Annotated in this window: 17 protein-coding genes; 2 read left to right on the forward strand and 15 right to left on the reverse strand. The window is 62.7% G+C overall.

The annotated features are described in order from the left end of the window. Window positions 1-76 precede the first annotated feature (76 nt). From AC1DE4_RS02200 to phnG, 8 genes are all read right to left on the reverse strand, one after another. Window positions 77-478, reverse strand: coding sequence for a hypothetical protein (locus AC1DE4_RS02200; RefSeq protein ID WP_018116731.1), 402 nt, complete (start codon window positions 476-478; stop codon window positions 77-79). A 355-nt stretch (window positions 479-833) separates the two neighbouring features. Beyond that, window positions 834-1,451: a DapH/DapD/GlmU-related protein gene (locus AC1DE4_RS02205; protein ID WP_025658593.1), complete on the reverse strand. Its 618-nt coding sequence runs from the start codon at window positions 1,449-1,451 to the stop codon at window positions 834-836. Further along, window positions 1,448-2,158: a phosphonate C-P lyase system protein PhnL gene (gene phnL, locus AC1DE4_RS02210; protein ID WP_025658592.1), complete on the reverse strand. Its 711-nt coding sequence runs from the start codon at window positions 2,156-2,158 to the stop codon at window positions 1,448-1,450. The genes AC1DE4_RS02205 and phnL overlap by 4 nt, the downstream gene beginning before the upstream one ends. Before the next feature lie 64 nt (window positions 2,159-2,222). Continuing rightward, on the reverse strand, window positions 2,223-2,999 hold the full coding sequence (phnK, locus tag AC1DE4_RS02215) for a phosphonate C-P lyase system protein PhnK (protein WP_025658591.1): 777 nt from the start codon (window positions 2,997-2,999) through the stop codon (window positions 2,223-2,225). Continuing rightward, the gene (locus tag AC1DE4_RS02220; RefSeq protein WP_025658590.1) at window positions 2,996-3,877 is read right to left on the reverse strand and encodes an alpha-D-ribose 1-methylphosphonate 5-phosphate C-P-lyase PhnJ; all 882 of its coding nucleotides are present in this window, start codon (window positions 3,875-3,877) and stop codon (window positions 2,996-2,998) included. The genes phnK and AC1DE4_RS02220 overlap by 4 nt, the downstream gene beginning before the upstream one ends. Further along, complete coding sequence (locus AC1DE4_RS02225) at window positions 3,874-4,983, reverse strand: carbon-phosphorus lyase complex subunit (RefSeq protein WP_025658589.1); 1,110 nt, start codon at window positions 4,981-4,983, stop codon at window positions 3,874-3,876. Before AC1DE4_RS02225 ends, AC1DE4_RS02220 begins: the two co-directional genes overlap by 4 nt. Before the next feature lie 3 nt (window positions 4,984-4,986). Then, window positions 4,987-5,610: a phosphonate C-P lyase system protein PhnH gene (gene phnH / locus AC1DE4_RS02230; protein WP_477879671.1), complete on the reverse strand. Its 624-nt coding sequence runs from the start codon at window positions 5,608-5,610 to the stop codon at window positions 4,987-4,989. Next, a complete protein-coding gene (phnG, locus tag AC1DE4_RS02235) occupies window positions 5,610-6,077 on the reverse strand; it encodes a phosphonate C-P lyase system protein PhnG (protein WP_025658588.1) in 468 nt (155 codons plus the stop codon). Before phnG ends, phnH begins: the two co-directional genes overlap by 1 nt. Window positions 6,078-6,175: 98 nt before the next feature. On the opposite strand from phnG, the gene phnF reads away from it, so the two are divergent. Next, the gene (gene phnF, locus AC1DE4_RS02240; protein ID WP_025658587.1) at window positions 6,176-6,907 is read left to right on the forward strand and encodes a phosphonate metabolism transcriptional regulator PhnF; all 732 of its coding nucleotides are present in this window, start codon (window positions 6,176-6,178) and stop codon (window positions 6,905-6,907) included. A 59-nt stretch (window positions 6,908-6,966) separates the two neighbouring features. Here phnF and AC1DE4_RS02245 read toward each other — a convergent pair whose 3' ends face one another. Further along, window positions 6,967-7,833 (reverse strand): oxidoreductase, encoded by an 867-nt coding sequence (locus tag AC1DE4_RS02245; RefSeq protein WP_025658586.1) that lies wholly within the window; start codon window positions 7,831-7,833, stop codon window positions 6,967-6,969. Between the two features lie 86 nt (window positions 7,834-7,919). On the opposite strand from AC1DE4_RS02245, the gene AC1DE4_RS02250 reads away from it, so the two are divergent. Beyond that, window positions 7,920-8,333 (forward strand): winged helix-turn-helix transcriptional regulator, encoded by a 414-nt coding sequence (locus tag AC1DE4_RS02250; RefSeq protein WP_477879831.1) that lies wholly within the window; start codon window positions 7,920-7,922, stop codon window positions 8,331-8,333. Window positions 8,334-8,397: 64 nt separating this feature from the next. Here AC1DE4_RS02250 and AC1DE4_RS02255 read toward each other — a convergent pair whose 3' ends face one another. From AC1DE4_RS02255 to mepA, 6 genes are all read right to left on the reverse strand, one after another. Next, window positions 8,398-9,033: a 2,3-bisphosphoglycerate-dependent phosphoglycerate mutase gene (locus tag AC1DE4_RS02255; RefSeq protein ID WP_025658585.1), complete on the reverse strand. Its 636-nt coding sequence runs from the start codon at window positions 9,031-9,033 to the stop codon at window positions 8,398-8,400. A 21-nt stretch (window positions 9,034-9,054) separates the two neighbouring features. After that, entirely contained in the window at window positions 9,055-9,879 is an 825-nt protein-coding gene (gene dapB, locus AC1DE4_RS02260) for a 4-hydroxy-tetrahydrodipicolinate reductase (protein WP_018855274.1), read from the reverse strand. A 17-nt stretch (window positions 9,880-9,896) separates the two neighbouring features. Next, window positions 9,897-11,684: an ABC transporter ATP-binding protein gene (locus AC1DE4_RS02265; protein WP_018855275.1), complete on the reverse strand. Its 1,788-nt coding sequence runs from the start codon at window positions 11,682-11,684 to the stop codon at window positions 9,897-9,899. 95 nt (window positions 11,685-11,779) lie between these two features. After that, a complete protein-coding gene (locus tag AC1DE4_RS02270) occupies window positions 11,780-12,805 on the reverse strand; it encodes a glucokinase (protein WP_018116717.1) in 1,026 nt (341 codons plus the stop codon). Window positions 12,806-12,841: 36 nt separating this feature from the next. Next, window positions 12,842-13,222: a methylglyoxal synthase gene (locus AC1DE4_RS02275; RefSeq protein ID WP_025658582.1), complete on the reverse strand. Its 381-nt coding sequence runs from the start codon at window positions 13,220-13,222 to the stop codon at window positions 12,842-12,844. Between the two features lie 91 nt (window positions 13,223-13,313). Beyond that, on the reverse strand, window positions 13,314-14,384 hold the full coding sequence (gene mepA, locus AC1DE4_RS02280; protein ID WP_025658581.1) for a penicillin-insensitive murein endopeptidase: 1,071 nt from the start codon (window positions 14,382-14,384) through the stop codon (window positions 13,314-13,316). Window positions 14,385-14,420 lie beyond the last annotated feature (36 nt).

The following is a 14,420-nucleotide window of genomic DNA, read 5'->3' on the forward strand; positions in this document are numbered from 1 at the left end:
GCGCCTTGTGACATCCATCCGCGAGGACGGATCGCGGGAGGCTCGGTCTTATACCGAACCACCAGGAACGCCAGACTTATTCGGCAGCCGCCAGAAACACCGTGTTCTCTGACGAAGACGCAAGGGCGCGAACCTTGGCTTCCGTCTTGGCGATCAACCGGTAGAACTCGTCCTGCGCGTCGACATCGAGCTGGATGACGGCATTTACGTCGTCCGGCGTATCGCAGACGCAGGCGACCGCCGATATCGGACAGATACCACCCGGATAGCGCTTGCCGGTTCCCGTGTAGGCCCGGCGGCCCCAATGCTCGGAATAAACCGTTTCCTCACGATCAAGCTCCAGGATCGTGCCCTTGCAGGCGGTCACGATCGCAGCCTTGCCGTAGGCGAACCAATGATAGTTGAGCTTGCGCAGAATATACTTGCCAGTGATATCTTCGCCGGCCAATTCCGCCGGATCTTCAATCATTCTGATCATGATGACTTCCTCAAGATCAGTCTAATATCCATGAAGTAGGTTTACGAGACAAGTCGGAAAAGGGTAGCTTTTGTAAAGACTTAGTCACAATGTGTTTCCGATTCTTACAGGAATTGGCATTCGCGCAAGCTCATCCACGCCCAAGACGCGTGGTTATCCTTGCGGCAAACAGGGGTCGTCTCCTGTTCTTTCTTAGCAGAGACTGGCGCGACTATTGTGACAATGGGGTGAGCCGATGCTTCGTCGGCTGCAAGTTTTAGGCACCCAGGCGTGCCGCGAGCAACGGCGGTCAGCCGGCCGATTTTGGGCCGGTCAAGCTCCGGGCAGAATGAGCGCCTCAGTCTGGGGCGCCCGATCATGCTTCGTAGCGGGCGAGGAAATCTTCGGCGCTCAGCGCGCGGAAATCGGCCAGCGCGACCCGCAGGCGGTCGTGCTCCCAATCCCACCAGGCGAGCTTGTCCATGCGTTCGCCGACCTCCTTCGGGAAGCGTTCGCGGATCAGCTTGGCGGGGACGCCGCCGACGATGGTGTAAGGGGCAACATCCTTGGAGACGACGGCACCGGCGCCGATGACCGCGCCATTGCCGACCGTAACACCGGGCAGGATGGTCACACCGTGGCCGATCCAGACGTCATGGCCGATGACGACGCGGTTGGAGCGACGCCATTCGAAGAAATCGGTCTCCATATCGGCATCCGGCCAATAGTCGGCGGCGCGATAGGTGAAGTGGTGCAGCGTTGCGCGCCAGGTCGGGTGGTTGGTGGCGTTGATGCGCACCGAGGCGGCGATGTTGACGAACTTGCCGATCGTCGCGCACCAGATGGCGCCGTCCTGCATGACATAGGAATAGTCGCCGAACTCGACTTCCTCGATGCGGCAACGCTCCGAGACCTCCGTGAAGCGGCCGAAGGTGGCGTTCTTCACGGACGCCGTTTCATGGAAATAGGGCTCGAGGCCAATCTTGCGGCTCATGCGGCGATTGCCTTTCGCGGCGAGAACTTCTGAACGTCGAGAATGCGGTCGGCGACGGCCTCGCGCACTTCCTCATCGTGGAAGATGCCGAGAAGGGCGACGCCCGCCTTCTTCTTTTCCTCGATCATGCCGACGACGACGGCACGGTTCCTGGCGTCGAGCGAGGCCGTCGGCTCGTCGAGGAGCAGGACGGTATGCTCGGTGATGAAGCCGCGGGCGATGTTGACGCGCTGCTGCTCGCCGCCGGAGAAAGTGGCGGGCGGGAGCTGCCAGAGCGCTTCCGGCAGGTTCAGCTTCGAGAGAAGGTTTGCCGCCTTCTCCCGCGCCGTTTCCGCCTTCTCGCCGCGGGCGACCAGCGGCTCGGCAACAACGTCAATCGCCGCGACACGCGGCACGGTGCGCAGGAACTGGCTGACATAGCCGAGTGTGTGGCGACGAACGTCGATGATCGTGCGCGGGTCAGCGGTCGCCAGATCGACGATCTTGTCATGATGCTTGATGAGGATCTGGCCGCTATCGACGGCATAGTTGCCGTAGGTCATCTTCAGGAGCGAGCTCTTGCCGATGCCCGAAGGGCCGCCGAGGACGACGCATTCCCCGGATGCCACGGAAAAGGATACGTCCGAAACGACCGGCAGCTTGATGCCGTCGCGCAGGTGCATGGTGAAGCTCTTGACGACTTCAGAAACAACGAGTGGCGTTGCCATGATTTCTTTCCTTAGTTTCGCTTGCCACGGACACCTGTAGCCGGAGTCCGAACAGCATTCGCGATCAGACCTGCAGGATGGAGGAAACGAGGAGCTGCGTGTACGGCTCGCGCGGATCGTCGAGGACGCGATCGGTCAGCCCATGCTCGATGACATGGCCATCCTTCATCACCATCATGCGGTGCGACAGCAGGCGCGCGACGGCGAGGTCGTGGGTGACGATGATCGCGGCAAGGCCCAGATCGTTGACGAGACCACGCACGAGATCGAGCAAGCGCGCCTGCACCGAGACGTCGAGGCCGCCGGTCGGCTCGTCCATGAACACCAGACGCGGGCCGGTCACCAGATTGCGGGCGATCTGCAGACGCTGGCGCATGCCGCCGGAGAAGGCGCGCGGCTGGTCATCGATACGGCCTTCGTCGATCTCGACGCGCTGCAGCCAGTCGATAGCTCTGGAGCGGATGTTGCCGTAGTGGCGGTCGCCGATCGCCATCAGGCGTTCGCCGACATTGGCACCCGCAGACACCGTCATGCGCAGACCGTCAGCCGGATTCTGATGCACGAAACCCCAGTCCGTGCGCATCAGGAAGCGGCGCTCGGCCTCGTTCATGCGGTAGAGGTCGCGATAGGCGCCGTCGCGCATGTGGTATTCGACGCTGCCGGTGGTCGGCATCAACCGCGTCGAGATGCAATTGAGCAGCGTCGTCTTGCCTGAGCCGGATTCACCGACGATGGCGAGCACTTCGCCGGGCCAGAGCTCGAAGGAGACGTTCCGGCAGCCGATACGGTTGCCGTAGAACTTCGAGACGTCGTTGACTTTGAGAAGCGGGGTGTCGCTCATTCGGCGGCCTCCTGATTGGGTGCCAACATCTCGCCGGCATGCCCATGGGCGCGGCGATCTTCGCAATGGTCGGTGTCGGAGCAGACGAACATGCGCCCGCCCTTGTCATCGAGGATGACCTCGTCGAGATAGACCTCTTCCGCGCCGCAGAGCGCACAGGGCTTGCCGAAGCGCTGGATCTCGAAGGGATAGTCGTCGAAATCGAGGCTGACGACTTCGGTATAGGGCGGAACGGCATAGATGCGCTTCTCGCGCCCTGCCCCGAAGAGCTGCAGCGCGTCCGACATGTGCATTTTCGGATTGTCGAACTTCGGCGTCGGCGACGGGTCCATGACGTAGCGGCCGGCGACCTTGACCGGATAGGCATAGGTCTTGGAGATGCGGCCGTTATGCGCGATGTCCTCATAGAGCTTCACATGCATGAGACCGTATTCCTCAAGCGCGTGCATCTTGCGGGTTTCGGTCTCGCGCGGCTCGAGGAAGCGCAGCGGTTCCGGGATCGGAACCTGGTAGACCAGCACCTGGTTGGCGGCGAGCTTTTCTTCCGGGATACGGTGGCGGGTCTGGATGATCGTTGCATCCTTGGTATGCGTCGTCACTGCGACGCTTGCGACCTTCTGGAAGAATGCGCGGATCGAGACGGCGTTGGTCGTATCGTCGGCGCCCTGGTCGATGACCTTCAGCACGTCATCCGGCCCGATGATCGAGGCCGTGACCTGCACGCCGCCGGTGCCCCAGCCGTACGGCATCGGCATTTCGCGCGAGGCGAAGGGTACCTGGTAGCCGGGGATGGCGATCGCCTTCAAGATCGCGCGGCGGATCATGCGCTTCGTCTGTTCGTCGAGGTAAGCGAAATTGTAGCTGGCTAGATCGGTCATTCCGCAGCCTCCTTGATAGTGTCATCGCCGCCGATGCGGTTGGCTTCGAATTCGTTGCGCATGCGGCGAACCAAATCGAGTTCCGCCTGGAAGTCGACGTAGTGCGGCAACTTCAAGTGTTCGACGAAGCCGGTCGACTGCACATTGTCGGCATGCGAGATGACGAATTCCTCGTCCTGTGCCGGAGCCGTGATGTCCTCGCCGAGTTCTTCGGCGCGCAGCGCACGATCGACGAGCGACATGGACATTGCCTTGCGCTCGCTCTGGCCGAAGACCAGGCCGTAGCCTCGGGTAAACTGCGGCGGTGCCTTGGACGAACCCTTGAACTGGTTGACCATCTGGCATTCTGTCAGCTGGATGGTGCCGAGCGAGACGGCGAAGCCGAGTTCGGGAACATCGAACTCCACTTCCACTTCGCCGATGCGGATTTCGCCGGTGAAGGGATGGTTGCGGCCGTAGCCGCGCTGCGTGGAATAGCCGAGCGCCAGCAGGAAGCCTTCATCGCCACGCGCCAGCGCCTGCAGGCGCAGATCGCGGGTCATCGGGAATTCCATCGGCTCGCGGGTCAGGTCGCCGATCTCGTGATCCTCCGGCATTTCGCCATCGCCCTCGATCAGGCCTTCCTGCGCCAGGATTTCCGAAACGCGCATGACGCGGCCAGTTTCTGCCTCGCGAAGCGTCGGTTCTTCGACGGCTTCGTCAGTCAGTAGCGAAGGGTCGAGAAGGCGATGCGTGTAGTCGAAGGTCGGGCCGAGCAGTTGGCCGCCGGGCAGATCCTTGTAGGTGGCGGAGACGCGACGCTCGATCTTCATGCGGGCGGTGTCAACAGGCTTGCTATAGCCGAAGCGCGGTAGCGTCGTGCGATAGGCGCGAAGCAGGAAGATCGCTTCGATCATGTCGCCGCGCGACTGGCGGACGGCAAGCGCTGCAAGCGTGCGATCGTAGAGCGAGGCTTCGGCCATGACACGGTCGACGGCCAGCGCCAGCTGCGCCACGATCTGGTCGATACCGATAGCCGGCAACGAACGGTCGCCGCGACGGCGATCCGCCAGCAGGCGATGGGCGTTGGCAATGGCGGCCTCGCCCCCTTTGACAGCAACATACATGGGTCACATCTCCGTCGCGGTGATCTTGGTGGTGCGCGGCAGGCAGACGAACCGGCTGCCCGAGGTCAGCACGATGTCGATGCCGCGCGGGAAGAGGGCGCGGTTCTCCGTCCATAGGCGGAGGAAGGTATCTGGCAGGCCAAGCGGCGCGATGTCGGTGACCGTCTTGATGCCGGGGCCCATGAGCGCCAGCTTACGGCCGCCTTCGATATCCGCCAGTTCGATGACAACAGTCGTCGAACGGTCCGGATACTCCTGCGTGCCTGCGGCGAAGAGACCGAACGACGACAGAGGTGTTCCGGCTTCGACAAAGGCGAAGCGCGCTTCGGCCTTCTCCGGCGTCATCGGCGCACCGGTATGGAAGCCGAGCCATTGCGGCACGGCGGATTTTGCCAGCCCTGATGACAGCCAGACGGGCGTGTCATGGTCGCAGAGCGTGAGGGCGATCGCGCCTGATGCAACGCCGAGCGGGGCCGGCGGCAGAGCATCGGGGGCGACCGTCTGGATCGTGCCCGGACGCGCCATCGCATCCATCATCAGCTTGAACACGCTCTGGGCGTGGAAGACCGGCTCGGCGAAGCCTCCGGCCAACACGTCATTCTTAGGAACTTCCGTCTTGAGGCTCATCAGTCGTCTCCGCGAACCATGGTGAAGAAATCGACGCGGGTTGCTGCCGTCTCGTCTGCCTTGCGGCGATCGGCATCGGCGACGCGGGAAGCGATCGGCTGAAGAAGCGCCTGCTCGACAAGCGGCTGCGTTACCGGCTCCTGCCAGAGGGCGTCGAAGATGGCTGAAAGTCGGGCCTTCTCGCGATCGGTGCCGAGCGCCTGGGCGTGACCGACGGTGCCTGATGCGAGGCGCACGGTGGCGCGGGTGACCGTTACCTCGCCGAGGTTGAATGGCGCACCGCCGCCACCCATCCGGCCGCGAATCATGACGAGGCCCGTTTCCGGTCCACGCACCGGCTGGACCGCAGGCTTTTCCGCCAGCTTGTCCCATGCCGCCAGCAATTCTTGCCGTTCCGCGCGAGCAAGCAGGTCGACGACGCGCTTGCGCCCACCTGCCGCCGTCTCATTCTTTTCCGCTAAGGTCATCGCCACATCCTTTAAATGTCTATTGATATAGACAACTATACAAGATATGTTTAGGCTTAAAACGCAGACGTGACAAGCGTGTGACATCGAGGAGCGAAATGGCTGGGCAGGTACAAAGACAGACGGGCGTGGCGCTCTGGCGGCAGATCGCCGATCGCATCCGCCAGGCGATCAGCGCCGGTGCCTATGACGAGACCGGCATGGTGCCGCCCGAGACGCTTCTGGCGCAGCAGTTCGGCGTCAACAGGCATACCGTCAGAAGCGCGATCGCAGCCCTTGCCCAGGAAGGGATCGTGCGCGCCGTGCAGGGACGCGGCACGCTGATTGAGCGCAAGGAGCGTCTGAACTTTCCGATCACCAGGCGGACGCGGTTCACGGCCGGGATCGGCGAGCAGGCGCGCGCGATGCGCGGGCTGCTGCTCAGTCACAGCGAGGAAAGAGCGGACGAAGAGGTGGCGCGCTGGCTGAAGCTGCGGGCGGGGGCGCCCGTGATCCGCATGGAGACGGTGCGCAAGGCCGACGACCGGCCGGTCTCGTGCGCAACGGCTTGGTTTCCGGCGGAACGCTTTGCGGGCTTGCCCGCAGTCTACGAGAAGACGGAATCGATCACCCGTGCCTTTGCCGACCTCGGCCTCTCCGACTATGTCCGCGCGACGACGGAGATCACCGCCGCCCATGCCGATGCCGCCGACCTTGCCGCGCTCGAACTGACACCGGGAGCGATCGTGCTCATCACCAAGGCTGTCAACACCGATCTCGAGGGCGTTCCGGTGCAATACGCGATCACGCGGTTTTCAGCGGATCGCGTGCAGTTCACGATCGAGAACTAAGCGAAGGCGAGTCGTGTCGGGGGCCCAGGGATTTCTGCCATAGTCCGCGAGCGAAAAGGCTATTTTCCCTCCCAAGGGAACTTTCCCGCACCCGCCCCGGGTTCGAAATCGGTGGAGACGCTGAGGTCGCGCCATTGCCGATGGGCCTCCGCCCTGACGGCATCGTTCTGTTCGACGCCGCGCACCGCATCGCTGCCGAGCAGCACGCGCAGCGGCGGTTCGGCGAGGCTGGCCACGTAAACCACTGCGGCAGCCGCCTTCGCCGGGTCGCCCGGCTGCTTGCCGTTATAGTCGCGCTGGTAGCGAGCCATCTTGCCGACCGTGTCTTCGTATTCCGGGCGACCCTCGCGAAGTTGCGTGGACGCACCGGCGAAATCGGTCCGGAAGCCGCCCGGCTCGACAATCGTCACCTTGAGGCCGAGCGGGCCAACCTCTCTGTTGAGAACTTCCGAAAACCCCTCGACGCCCCACTTGGCCGCGGCATAGGGCGCGCGACCGGCGGGACCGATGCGACCTCCGACGGAGGAAAACTGGATGATGTGGCCGAAGCCCTGCTCACGCATCAGCGGCAGGGCCGCCTTGGTGACGATGATCGTTCCGAACAGGTTGGTTTCGATCTGGGCGCGGAAATCGGCAAGGCAGGTGTCCTCGATCGATCCGACGTCGCCGTAGCCCGCATTGTTGACGAGCACGTCGAGGCGGCCGAACGTTTCTACCGCCGCCTTCACGGCGGAAGCGGCCGATTGTTCGTCGGTGACATCCAGAGATATCGTCAGGACGTTGTCGCCATAGCGCTTTTTAATGTCTTCAAGCTGCGAAGGATCGCGCGCTGTCGCGACCAGCTTGTGCCCTGCCGCCAGCACCGCCTCCGCAAGCGCCCTGCCGAGGCCGCGGGAACTGCCTGTAATCAACCAAACCTGTGACATCAGAAACCTCCTTGATCCGTCACGAGGGATATAGGCGAGGCAGTTTCATCTTGAAAGAAGGTACCCTGATGATCTATACATACCTTATGGTAACCGTCCTGAACGATCGTACATTCGACTTCTGTGAAACGCTGACGGACGAGGAGGACGCGCTTGCGCGCGCGATGCTGGAACGCGCCAGTGCCAAATGGCCGCTGCGCGTCATGCACATATTGGCTGAGGCAAAAGGCCCCTTGCGCTTTTCGCGCGTTCTGGAACGGGTGGAAGGGATCAGCCAGAAGGTGCTGACGCAGACGCTGCGGACGCTTGAGAGCGACGGGCTAGTGACGCGGACGCTCTACCCGCAGGTGCCGCCACGCGTGGAATACGAATTGACGCCGCTTGGCGGTGAGCTTCTGGTGGAGGTGGTGACGCTCTGGCAGTGGATCGCCAATCGTCTGCCGGATTTCGAGGCTGCCCGGAAGAAGGCGCCTCAGGCGGAAAGCACGTCAGAAGGCTAAAAAGCCGGTGCCAACAAGTTGGAAAAGCGCCGCGCAGCAACAACAGATGCGCGGCGCCTTGATGTCAATGCGCGCCGGACATGTCGCCGAGCACTTCCTTGGAAGCGACGGTCGAGTCGGCGTTGAGTTTGTAGACCATGGGAACGCCCGTCGCGAGGTTGAGCGCGAGGATCTGTTCCTTGGTCAGGCGGTCGAGCACCATGACAAGCGAACGCAGCGAGTTGCCATGGGCAGCGACCAGCACCTTTTCGCCGCGCAGGACCCTGGGCAGGATTTCCGTCAGGTAGTAAGGCCAGACGCGGGCACCGGTGTCGCGCAGGCTTTCGCCGCCCGGAGGCGGTACGTCGTAGGAGCGACGCCAGATGTGGACCTGCTCCTCGCCCCACTTGGCGCGGGCGTCATCCTTGTTGAGGCCGGAAAGATCGCCGTAATCGCGCTCGTTCAGCGCCTGATCCTTGAAGGTCTTGAGGCCCGGCTGACCGACGTTGTCGAGAATGATCTTCAGCGTGTCCTGGGCGCGCTTCAGGTCCGAGGTGAAGGCGACGTCGAACTTGATGCCGTAATCGGCGAGCGCCTTGCCGCCGGTGTTGGCTTCCTGAATGCCGAGCTCGGTCAGTTCAGGGTCCTTCCAGCCGGTGAAAAGGTTCTTGAGGTTCCAGTCGCTCTGGCCGTGGCGAACGAGGACGAGAGTGCCGCTCATGAAAAATGCCTCCGAAATAGATTACTTTGAAGAAAGCCCGAGCACGTCGAGCATGGAATAGAGACCGGGCTTCTTGTCGCGCGCCCAGAGCGCTGCCTTGACGGCACCGCGGCCGAAGATCGAGCGATCGGTGGCGCTGTGCGACATCGTCACCGTTTCGCCTTCTCCGGCAAAGATCACCGAGTGCTCGCCGACAACCGAGCCGCCGCGCAGCGTGGCAAACCCGATTGTGCCCTGCTCGCGCGGACCGGTGTGGCCGTCGCGCACCCGCACCGAATGCGAGGCGAGATCGACGCCCCTGCCCTTGGCAGCCGCATCGCCCAAGAGCAGCGCCGTGCCCGAAGGGGCATCGACCTTGCGCTTGTGGTGCATTTCAAGCACTTCGATATCCCAGTCTGCGGGATCCAGCGCACGAGCGGCCTGCTCGACAAGAACACTGAGCAGGTTCACGCCGAGCCCCATATTGCCTGATTTGACGACACGGGCGTGACGCGCCGCGGCCGCGATCTTCGCATCGTCATCAGCAGAGCAGCCGGTCGTGCCGATGACATGGACAATGCGCGCCTGCGCAGCCAGCGCCGCGAACTCCACGGTGCCGGCGGGCGACGTGAAATCGAGGACGCCTTCGGCATGCAGAAAGGCCGCCAGCGGATCATCGCCGATGATAACGCCATTCGCGCCGAGACCGGCAATTTCGCCAGCATCCTTGCCGACGAAGGGAGAGCCCGGACGTTCGACCGCGGCATGCAGCGTCACGCCATCGATGGCGTGGATGAGACGGATGAGCGTCTGCCCCATGCGCCCTGCCGCGCCAACTACAACCAGTTTCATCGCAGCATCGGTCATGTCAGTCGATCATCCTATCAGCGGGCATCCGAGGCGGCTGGCCTCTGAAGATTGTTGAGGCGAGCGTAAAGACCGTCGCTACGCTGCGCAAGGCTATCGTGATTGCCTTCTTCGATGACGCGGCCCTGTTGCATGACGACGATCTTGTCGGCGCGGACAACGGTGGACAGGCGGTGGGCAATGACAACCACCGTGCGTCCGACCATGGCGCCATCGAGTGCCTTCTGCACCGCGGCTTCCGACTCCGTGTCCAGTGCCGAGGTCGCCTCATCCAGGAGCAGGATCGGCGCGTTGCGGACAAGGGCGCGGGCGATCGAAAGCCGTTGGCGCTGGCCGCCGGAAAGCGTCACGCCGTTCTCGCCGACCGGCGTGTCGTAGCCTTGCGGCTGCGCCAGGATGAACTCGTGCGCATAGGCAAGGCGCGCGGCGCGCTCAACATCCTCATCCGTCGCCTCCGGGCGGCCGTAGCGGATGTTGTCGCGGATCGAACCTTCAAAGAGATAAGGCTGCTGGGAGACATAGGCCAACTGCTCGCGCAGCGACCGTTTCGTCACATGCGCAATGTCCTGACCATCGATCAGGATCTGGCCTGCCTTCGGATCGTAGAAGCGCGGAATGAGCGTGATGATCGTCGATTTGCCGGCGCCCGACGGCCCGACGAGCGCCGTCGTCTTTCCGCCATCGGCAACAAGGCTGACATCGCGAAGAACTTCATCGTCACCATAGGCGAAGGAGACGTTGCGGAACTCTATCTTGGCTTCCGTCACGACGAGCGGCTTTGCGCCGGGCACATCGCGCTGATGCGGCACCGTATCGAGAAATTCATAGATCATGCGGGCGTTGACGACGGCACGCTCCATCTGCACCTGAAGACGTGCGAGGCGGCGCGCCGGATCATAGGCGAGCAGCAATGCCGTTACGAAGGAGAAGAAGGCGCCCGGCGGAATGTTGTTATAGATCGTCCCGTAAGCGGCATAGGCAAGGACGCTCGCCACCGCCAGGCCGGCGAAGCTTTCGGTAAGTGGTGCCGTGCGTTCGGACAGGCGGGCGATGCGGTTGGCGCGCCATTCCGCGCTTTGGACAAGCTTGTCGACCTTCTGCTCGAGCTGGCGCTCCATGGTGAAGGCCTTGACGATGGCGATACCCTGGATGGTTTCCTGCATCGCACCGGCGACGTGGCTGTTGACGTTGATCGCCTCCTTGGTTGCCACGCGAAGCCGCTTCGACACGTATCGCAGTGCATAAAGAAGAGGCGGCGCCAGAACAAACACCGCCAGGCTGAGCAGCGGATCCTGAATGATCATAACGGCGAGCAGGGAGACGAACGTCAGGAGATCGCGCACCGTTGACGTGATCGTCAGGTTCATCACATCACGGATGCCGCCGATGTTCTGATTGAGCTGTGCAACGACGTGAGCCGAGCGTGTCTGGTTGAAGTATCCGAGCGACAGCTTCATCAGGTGCGCATAGGCACGCTGCTGGTACCGCGCCACGATGTTGTTGCCGATCTTCGACAGCACCACCGCCTGACCGTAGCTTGCAAAGCCGCGCAACACGAAGGCTACGAAGATGGTGAAACAGATCACCCAGACGATGTCGGCACGTCGGTGTTCGAACGCCTCGTTGATGACAGACTTCATGATCCAGGCGGTGTACGCCGTCGACAAGGCAACGATGACGAGGCAGCTGATCGCGAAAACATAGCCCCAGAGATGATCCCGGCCGTTCTCTGCGATGATGCGCTTCAAGATGCCGGTGATGCTGTCGCTGTTTACGGGCGTCTGCTTGGTGTCCGGTGCTTGCAAAAATCAGTCTTCCTGTGTGTCAGGACACGCATGTCCTCATGACTGCGTGCGCTCGCGCGGGTCTATAAAGAGTTGGCAGCCTTTTGACCAGAGTGTTACGCCCGCCAGCGGCGGCCGTCGGTCGAGACGCCGAAGCTCTCAGGGTTGCGGGCATAGGACGAGAGCCCTGCGACAGCCGCAAGCGGGTGGGTGACGACATAGGTCGGGATCGTCGAAAGCAGCTCGGAATGCGGCGCCTTGTCCTCGAACGCGGCACGGAATTCCGGCTTCTTCAGCGCCGGCAGGATCTTCTGCGAGATACCGCCGGAAAGGAAGACGCCGCCGCGGGCCATGAAGATCATCGCCATGTCGCCGGCGACACGGCCGAGATAGGTCGAGAACAGGCTGATCGTCTCGACGGCAACCGGGTCGGAGCCGGCGAGCGCGTGAGAGGTGATATCAGCAGGGTCGGCGTAAACGGGCTCGATGCCATCCGCCGTGCAGATCGCCAGGTAGAGATTGACGATACCACGGCCGCAAAGGATCTGCTCTGCCGAGACACGGCCCTCAATCGTTTCCACATGCGGGAAGATCTGCAGGTCTCGCACGGTGCGTGGCCCGAGATCGACGTGACCACCCTCGCCCGGCACCGGAATCCATGAGCCGCGTGAATGGACGAGGCCGCCGACGCCGAGGCCGGTGCCGGGGCCGAGGACGACACGGGATGCGACCATTTTGCCCGACGCATCGCCAAGGCGCTCGCGGTTCTCGTCCGAGAGGTTGGCAATTGCCAGGGCCTGCGCCTCAAAGTCGTTGACAACGAGCACGTCCTCGATGCCGAGTCCAGCGATCATCGTGCGCGGGCGGACAACCCAGTCGCAGTTCGTCAGCGGGATCTCGTCCGCGCTGATCGGTCCGGCGACGGCGAGAATCGCCGAGCGCGGCCGCAGGCTGCTCTTTTCGAGAATGCAGCTTCGGATCGCATCGTCGATCGTCTCGAAATCGGCGGTGCGGACATTCGGAAAATGGATCTGCTCTGCCATGGCGTCGGGGATGATCGCAAAACGGGCATTGGTGCCGCCGATATCGCCGATCAGGATCGGGAAGGGCATGGCGGTGTCGCTGGTATCGAACTGGGGCATGGCAGGTTCCGTGCGTGCGCGCTATTCAAGCGCCGGTTACGCGTGAAGGGTGGCAATAAGCTTGTCGGCGGTCGCTTCGTTCAGCGCCATCGGGATATCGTAGACGATTGCAAGCCGCATCAAAGCCTTGACATCGACATCATGCGGCATCGGCGTCAGAGGATCGACAAAAAAGATCAACACGTCGACTTCGCCTGTGGCAATCAGGGCACCGATCTGCTGGTCGCCGCCGAGCGGGCCGCTCTTCAAGCGTGTCACGTCGAGGTCTGGAGCAGCCTCCAACACGCGGCCGCCGGTCGTGCCGGTGGCGACAATCTTCCAGTTCGCGAGTGTCTCGCGGTGGCGGCGTGCGAACTCCGCCATGTCGTCCTTCTTCTGGTCATGCGCAATCAATGCAAGGCACTTGCCGCCGGCCATGAAAAGGACCTCCGCCTGAAAATTCAATCGATTTGGCTGCTTCTATACGAAGCGTCCGTCTTTTGAAAGACCGTCGCCCCCATGGCAACGCCTACTCACCGGACGGCTTGTCGTCCGGCACCGGGCCGATGTCAGGCAGTGCATCGTCGGATGCCGCTGCAGGCATCACCGCCATCGGCGCAATCGCCGGAGCGCCGGGGGTTCCACCAAACGTCGCGGCCTGAATGGAGTCGACGGATGGCGCTGCGAGAACCGACGAGCAGGCGTTCGGAAGATCGGAGACCATGACTTCGCGCGGCTTGACAGGCTTCGTGCCGGGCTTTGGCGGCTTCGGCGGCGCCCATGGTTCCTTCGTGAACCACCATGCGAGCGGCTTGCCGCATCCATCATCGGCGGGCACCGGCGCTTGCGGCTTGCAAGAGGTTGTGCCCGGCGGGCACTTGATGCGGATGTGGAAGTGTGAATCGTGACCGTAGATCGGCCGCAGCTTGCCGAGATTGGTGCGGTCGCCCGTCCAGGTGTCGCACATCTTCTTCTTGATGGCCGGATTGACGAAGATCCGCTCGACCTGCGGATAGCTCGCCGCGCGCATCAACAGGCGGGCGCGCGATTCGGTCCAGACATTGGGATTTATCGTCAGAAACGCATTCTTCTGCAGCATCGTCGTGAAAGGCAGCGTTTCACGTTCCTCGATGCTCAGGGGATGAGCGGGCATTGGCGTCAGCCAGACATCTGCATCAAGTCCGATCTGGTGCGAAGCATGGCCGTTGAACATCGGCCCGCCGCGCGGCTGCGAGATGTCGCCGACGAGCAGGCCCGGCCATCCATCATACTGTGCCGCATCACGAGACAGCCGCTCCAGGAGCGAGATCATCGCCGGATTGCCCCAGCGGCGATTGCGCGAAAGCCGCATGGTCTGCCAGGTCGGCCCATCGACCGGCAGCGCGACAGCCCCGGACATGCAGCCTTTCGCATAGAAGCCGAAAGGCTGCGCCGCACCCTGGTTCGGCAGGGAGACGGAACCGAAAATCGCCTTGGCGCTCCCGGGACTCGGTTGCTTCTGTTCGGCGCCGGCTTCGCCGGCAACAAGGCTTGCGCCGAGCACGCCGGCGAATGCCAATTTCAAAAAAGTCTGGAAAGTGCTGGTGGTATGGAGAGCCATGCCATGTCCTGAGCGTCTGCGGGCCGCGGCCGAGTG

This window comes from Rhizobium sp. 10N414 (assembly GCF_056394785.1).

Coding starts and splice junctions, on each gene's coding strand:
- phnK (WP_025658591.1), bottom strand. CDS start 2,999: ATGAGCGACACCCCGCTTCTCAAAGTCAACGACGTCTCGAAGTTCTAC.
- phnL (WP_025658592.1), bottom strand. CDS start 2,158: ATGGCAACGCCACTCGTTGTTTCTGAAGTCGTCAAGAGCTTCACCATG.
- AC1DE4_RS02225 (WP_025658589.1), bottom strand. CDS start 4,983: ATGTATGTTGCTGTCAAAGGGGGCGAGGCCGCCATTGCCAACGCCCAT.
- AC1DE4_RS02200 (WP_018116731.1), bottom strand. CDS start 478: ATGATCAGAATGATTGAAGATCCGGCGGAATTGGCCGGCGAAGATATC.
- phnF (WP_025658587.1), top strand. CDS start 6,176: ATGGCTGGGCAGGTACAAAGACAGACGGGCGTGGCGCTCTGGCGGCAG.
- phnG (WP_025658588.1), bottom strand. CDS start 6,077: ATGACCTTAGCGGAAAAGAATGAGACGGCGGCAGGTGGGCGCAAGCGC.
- AC1DE4_RS02270 (WP_018116717.1), bottom strand. CDS start 12,805: ATGCCCCAGTTCGATACCAGCGACACCGCCATGCCCTTCCCGATCCTG.
- AC1DE4_RS02275 (WP_025658582.1), bottom strand. CDS start 13,222: ATGGCCGGCGGCAAGTGCCTTGCATTGATTGCGCATGACCAGAAGAAG.
- AC1DE4_RS02205 (WP_025658593.1), bottom strand. CDS start 1,451: ATGAGCCGCAAGATTGGCCTCGAGCCCTATTTCCATGAAACGGCGTCC.
- AC1DE4_RS02255 (WP_025658585.1), bottom strand. CDS start 9,033: ATGAGCGGCACTCTCGTCCTCGTTCGCCACGGCCAGAGCGACTGGAAC.
- mepA (WP_025658581.1), bottom strand. CDS start 14,384: ATGGCTCTCCATACCACCAGCACTTTCCAGACTTTTTTGAAATTGGCA.
- AC1DE4_RS02250 (WP_477879831.1), top strand. CDS start 7,920: ATGGTAACCGTCCTGAACGATCGTACATTCGACTTCTGTGAAACGCTG.
- AC1DE4_RS02220 (WP_025658590.1), bottom strand. CDS start 3,877: ATGACCGATCTAGCCAGCTACAATTTCGCTTACCTCGACGAACAGACG.
- AC1DE4_RS02245 (WP_025658586.1), bottom strand. CDS start 7,833: ATGTCACAGGTTTGGTTGATTACAGGCAGTTCCCGCGGCCTCGGCAGG.
- dapB (WP_018855274.1), bottom strand. CDS start 9,879: ATGACCGATGCTGCGATGAAACTGGTTGTAGTTGGCGCGGCAGGGCGC.
- phnH (WP_477879671.1), bottom strand. CDS start 5,610: ATGAGCCTCAAGACGGAAGTTCCTAAGAATGACGTGTTGGCCGGAGGC.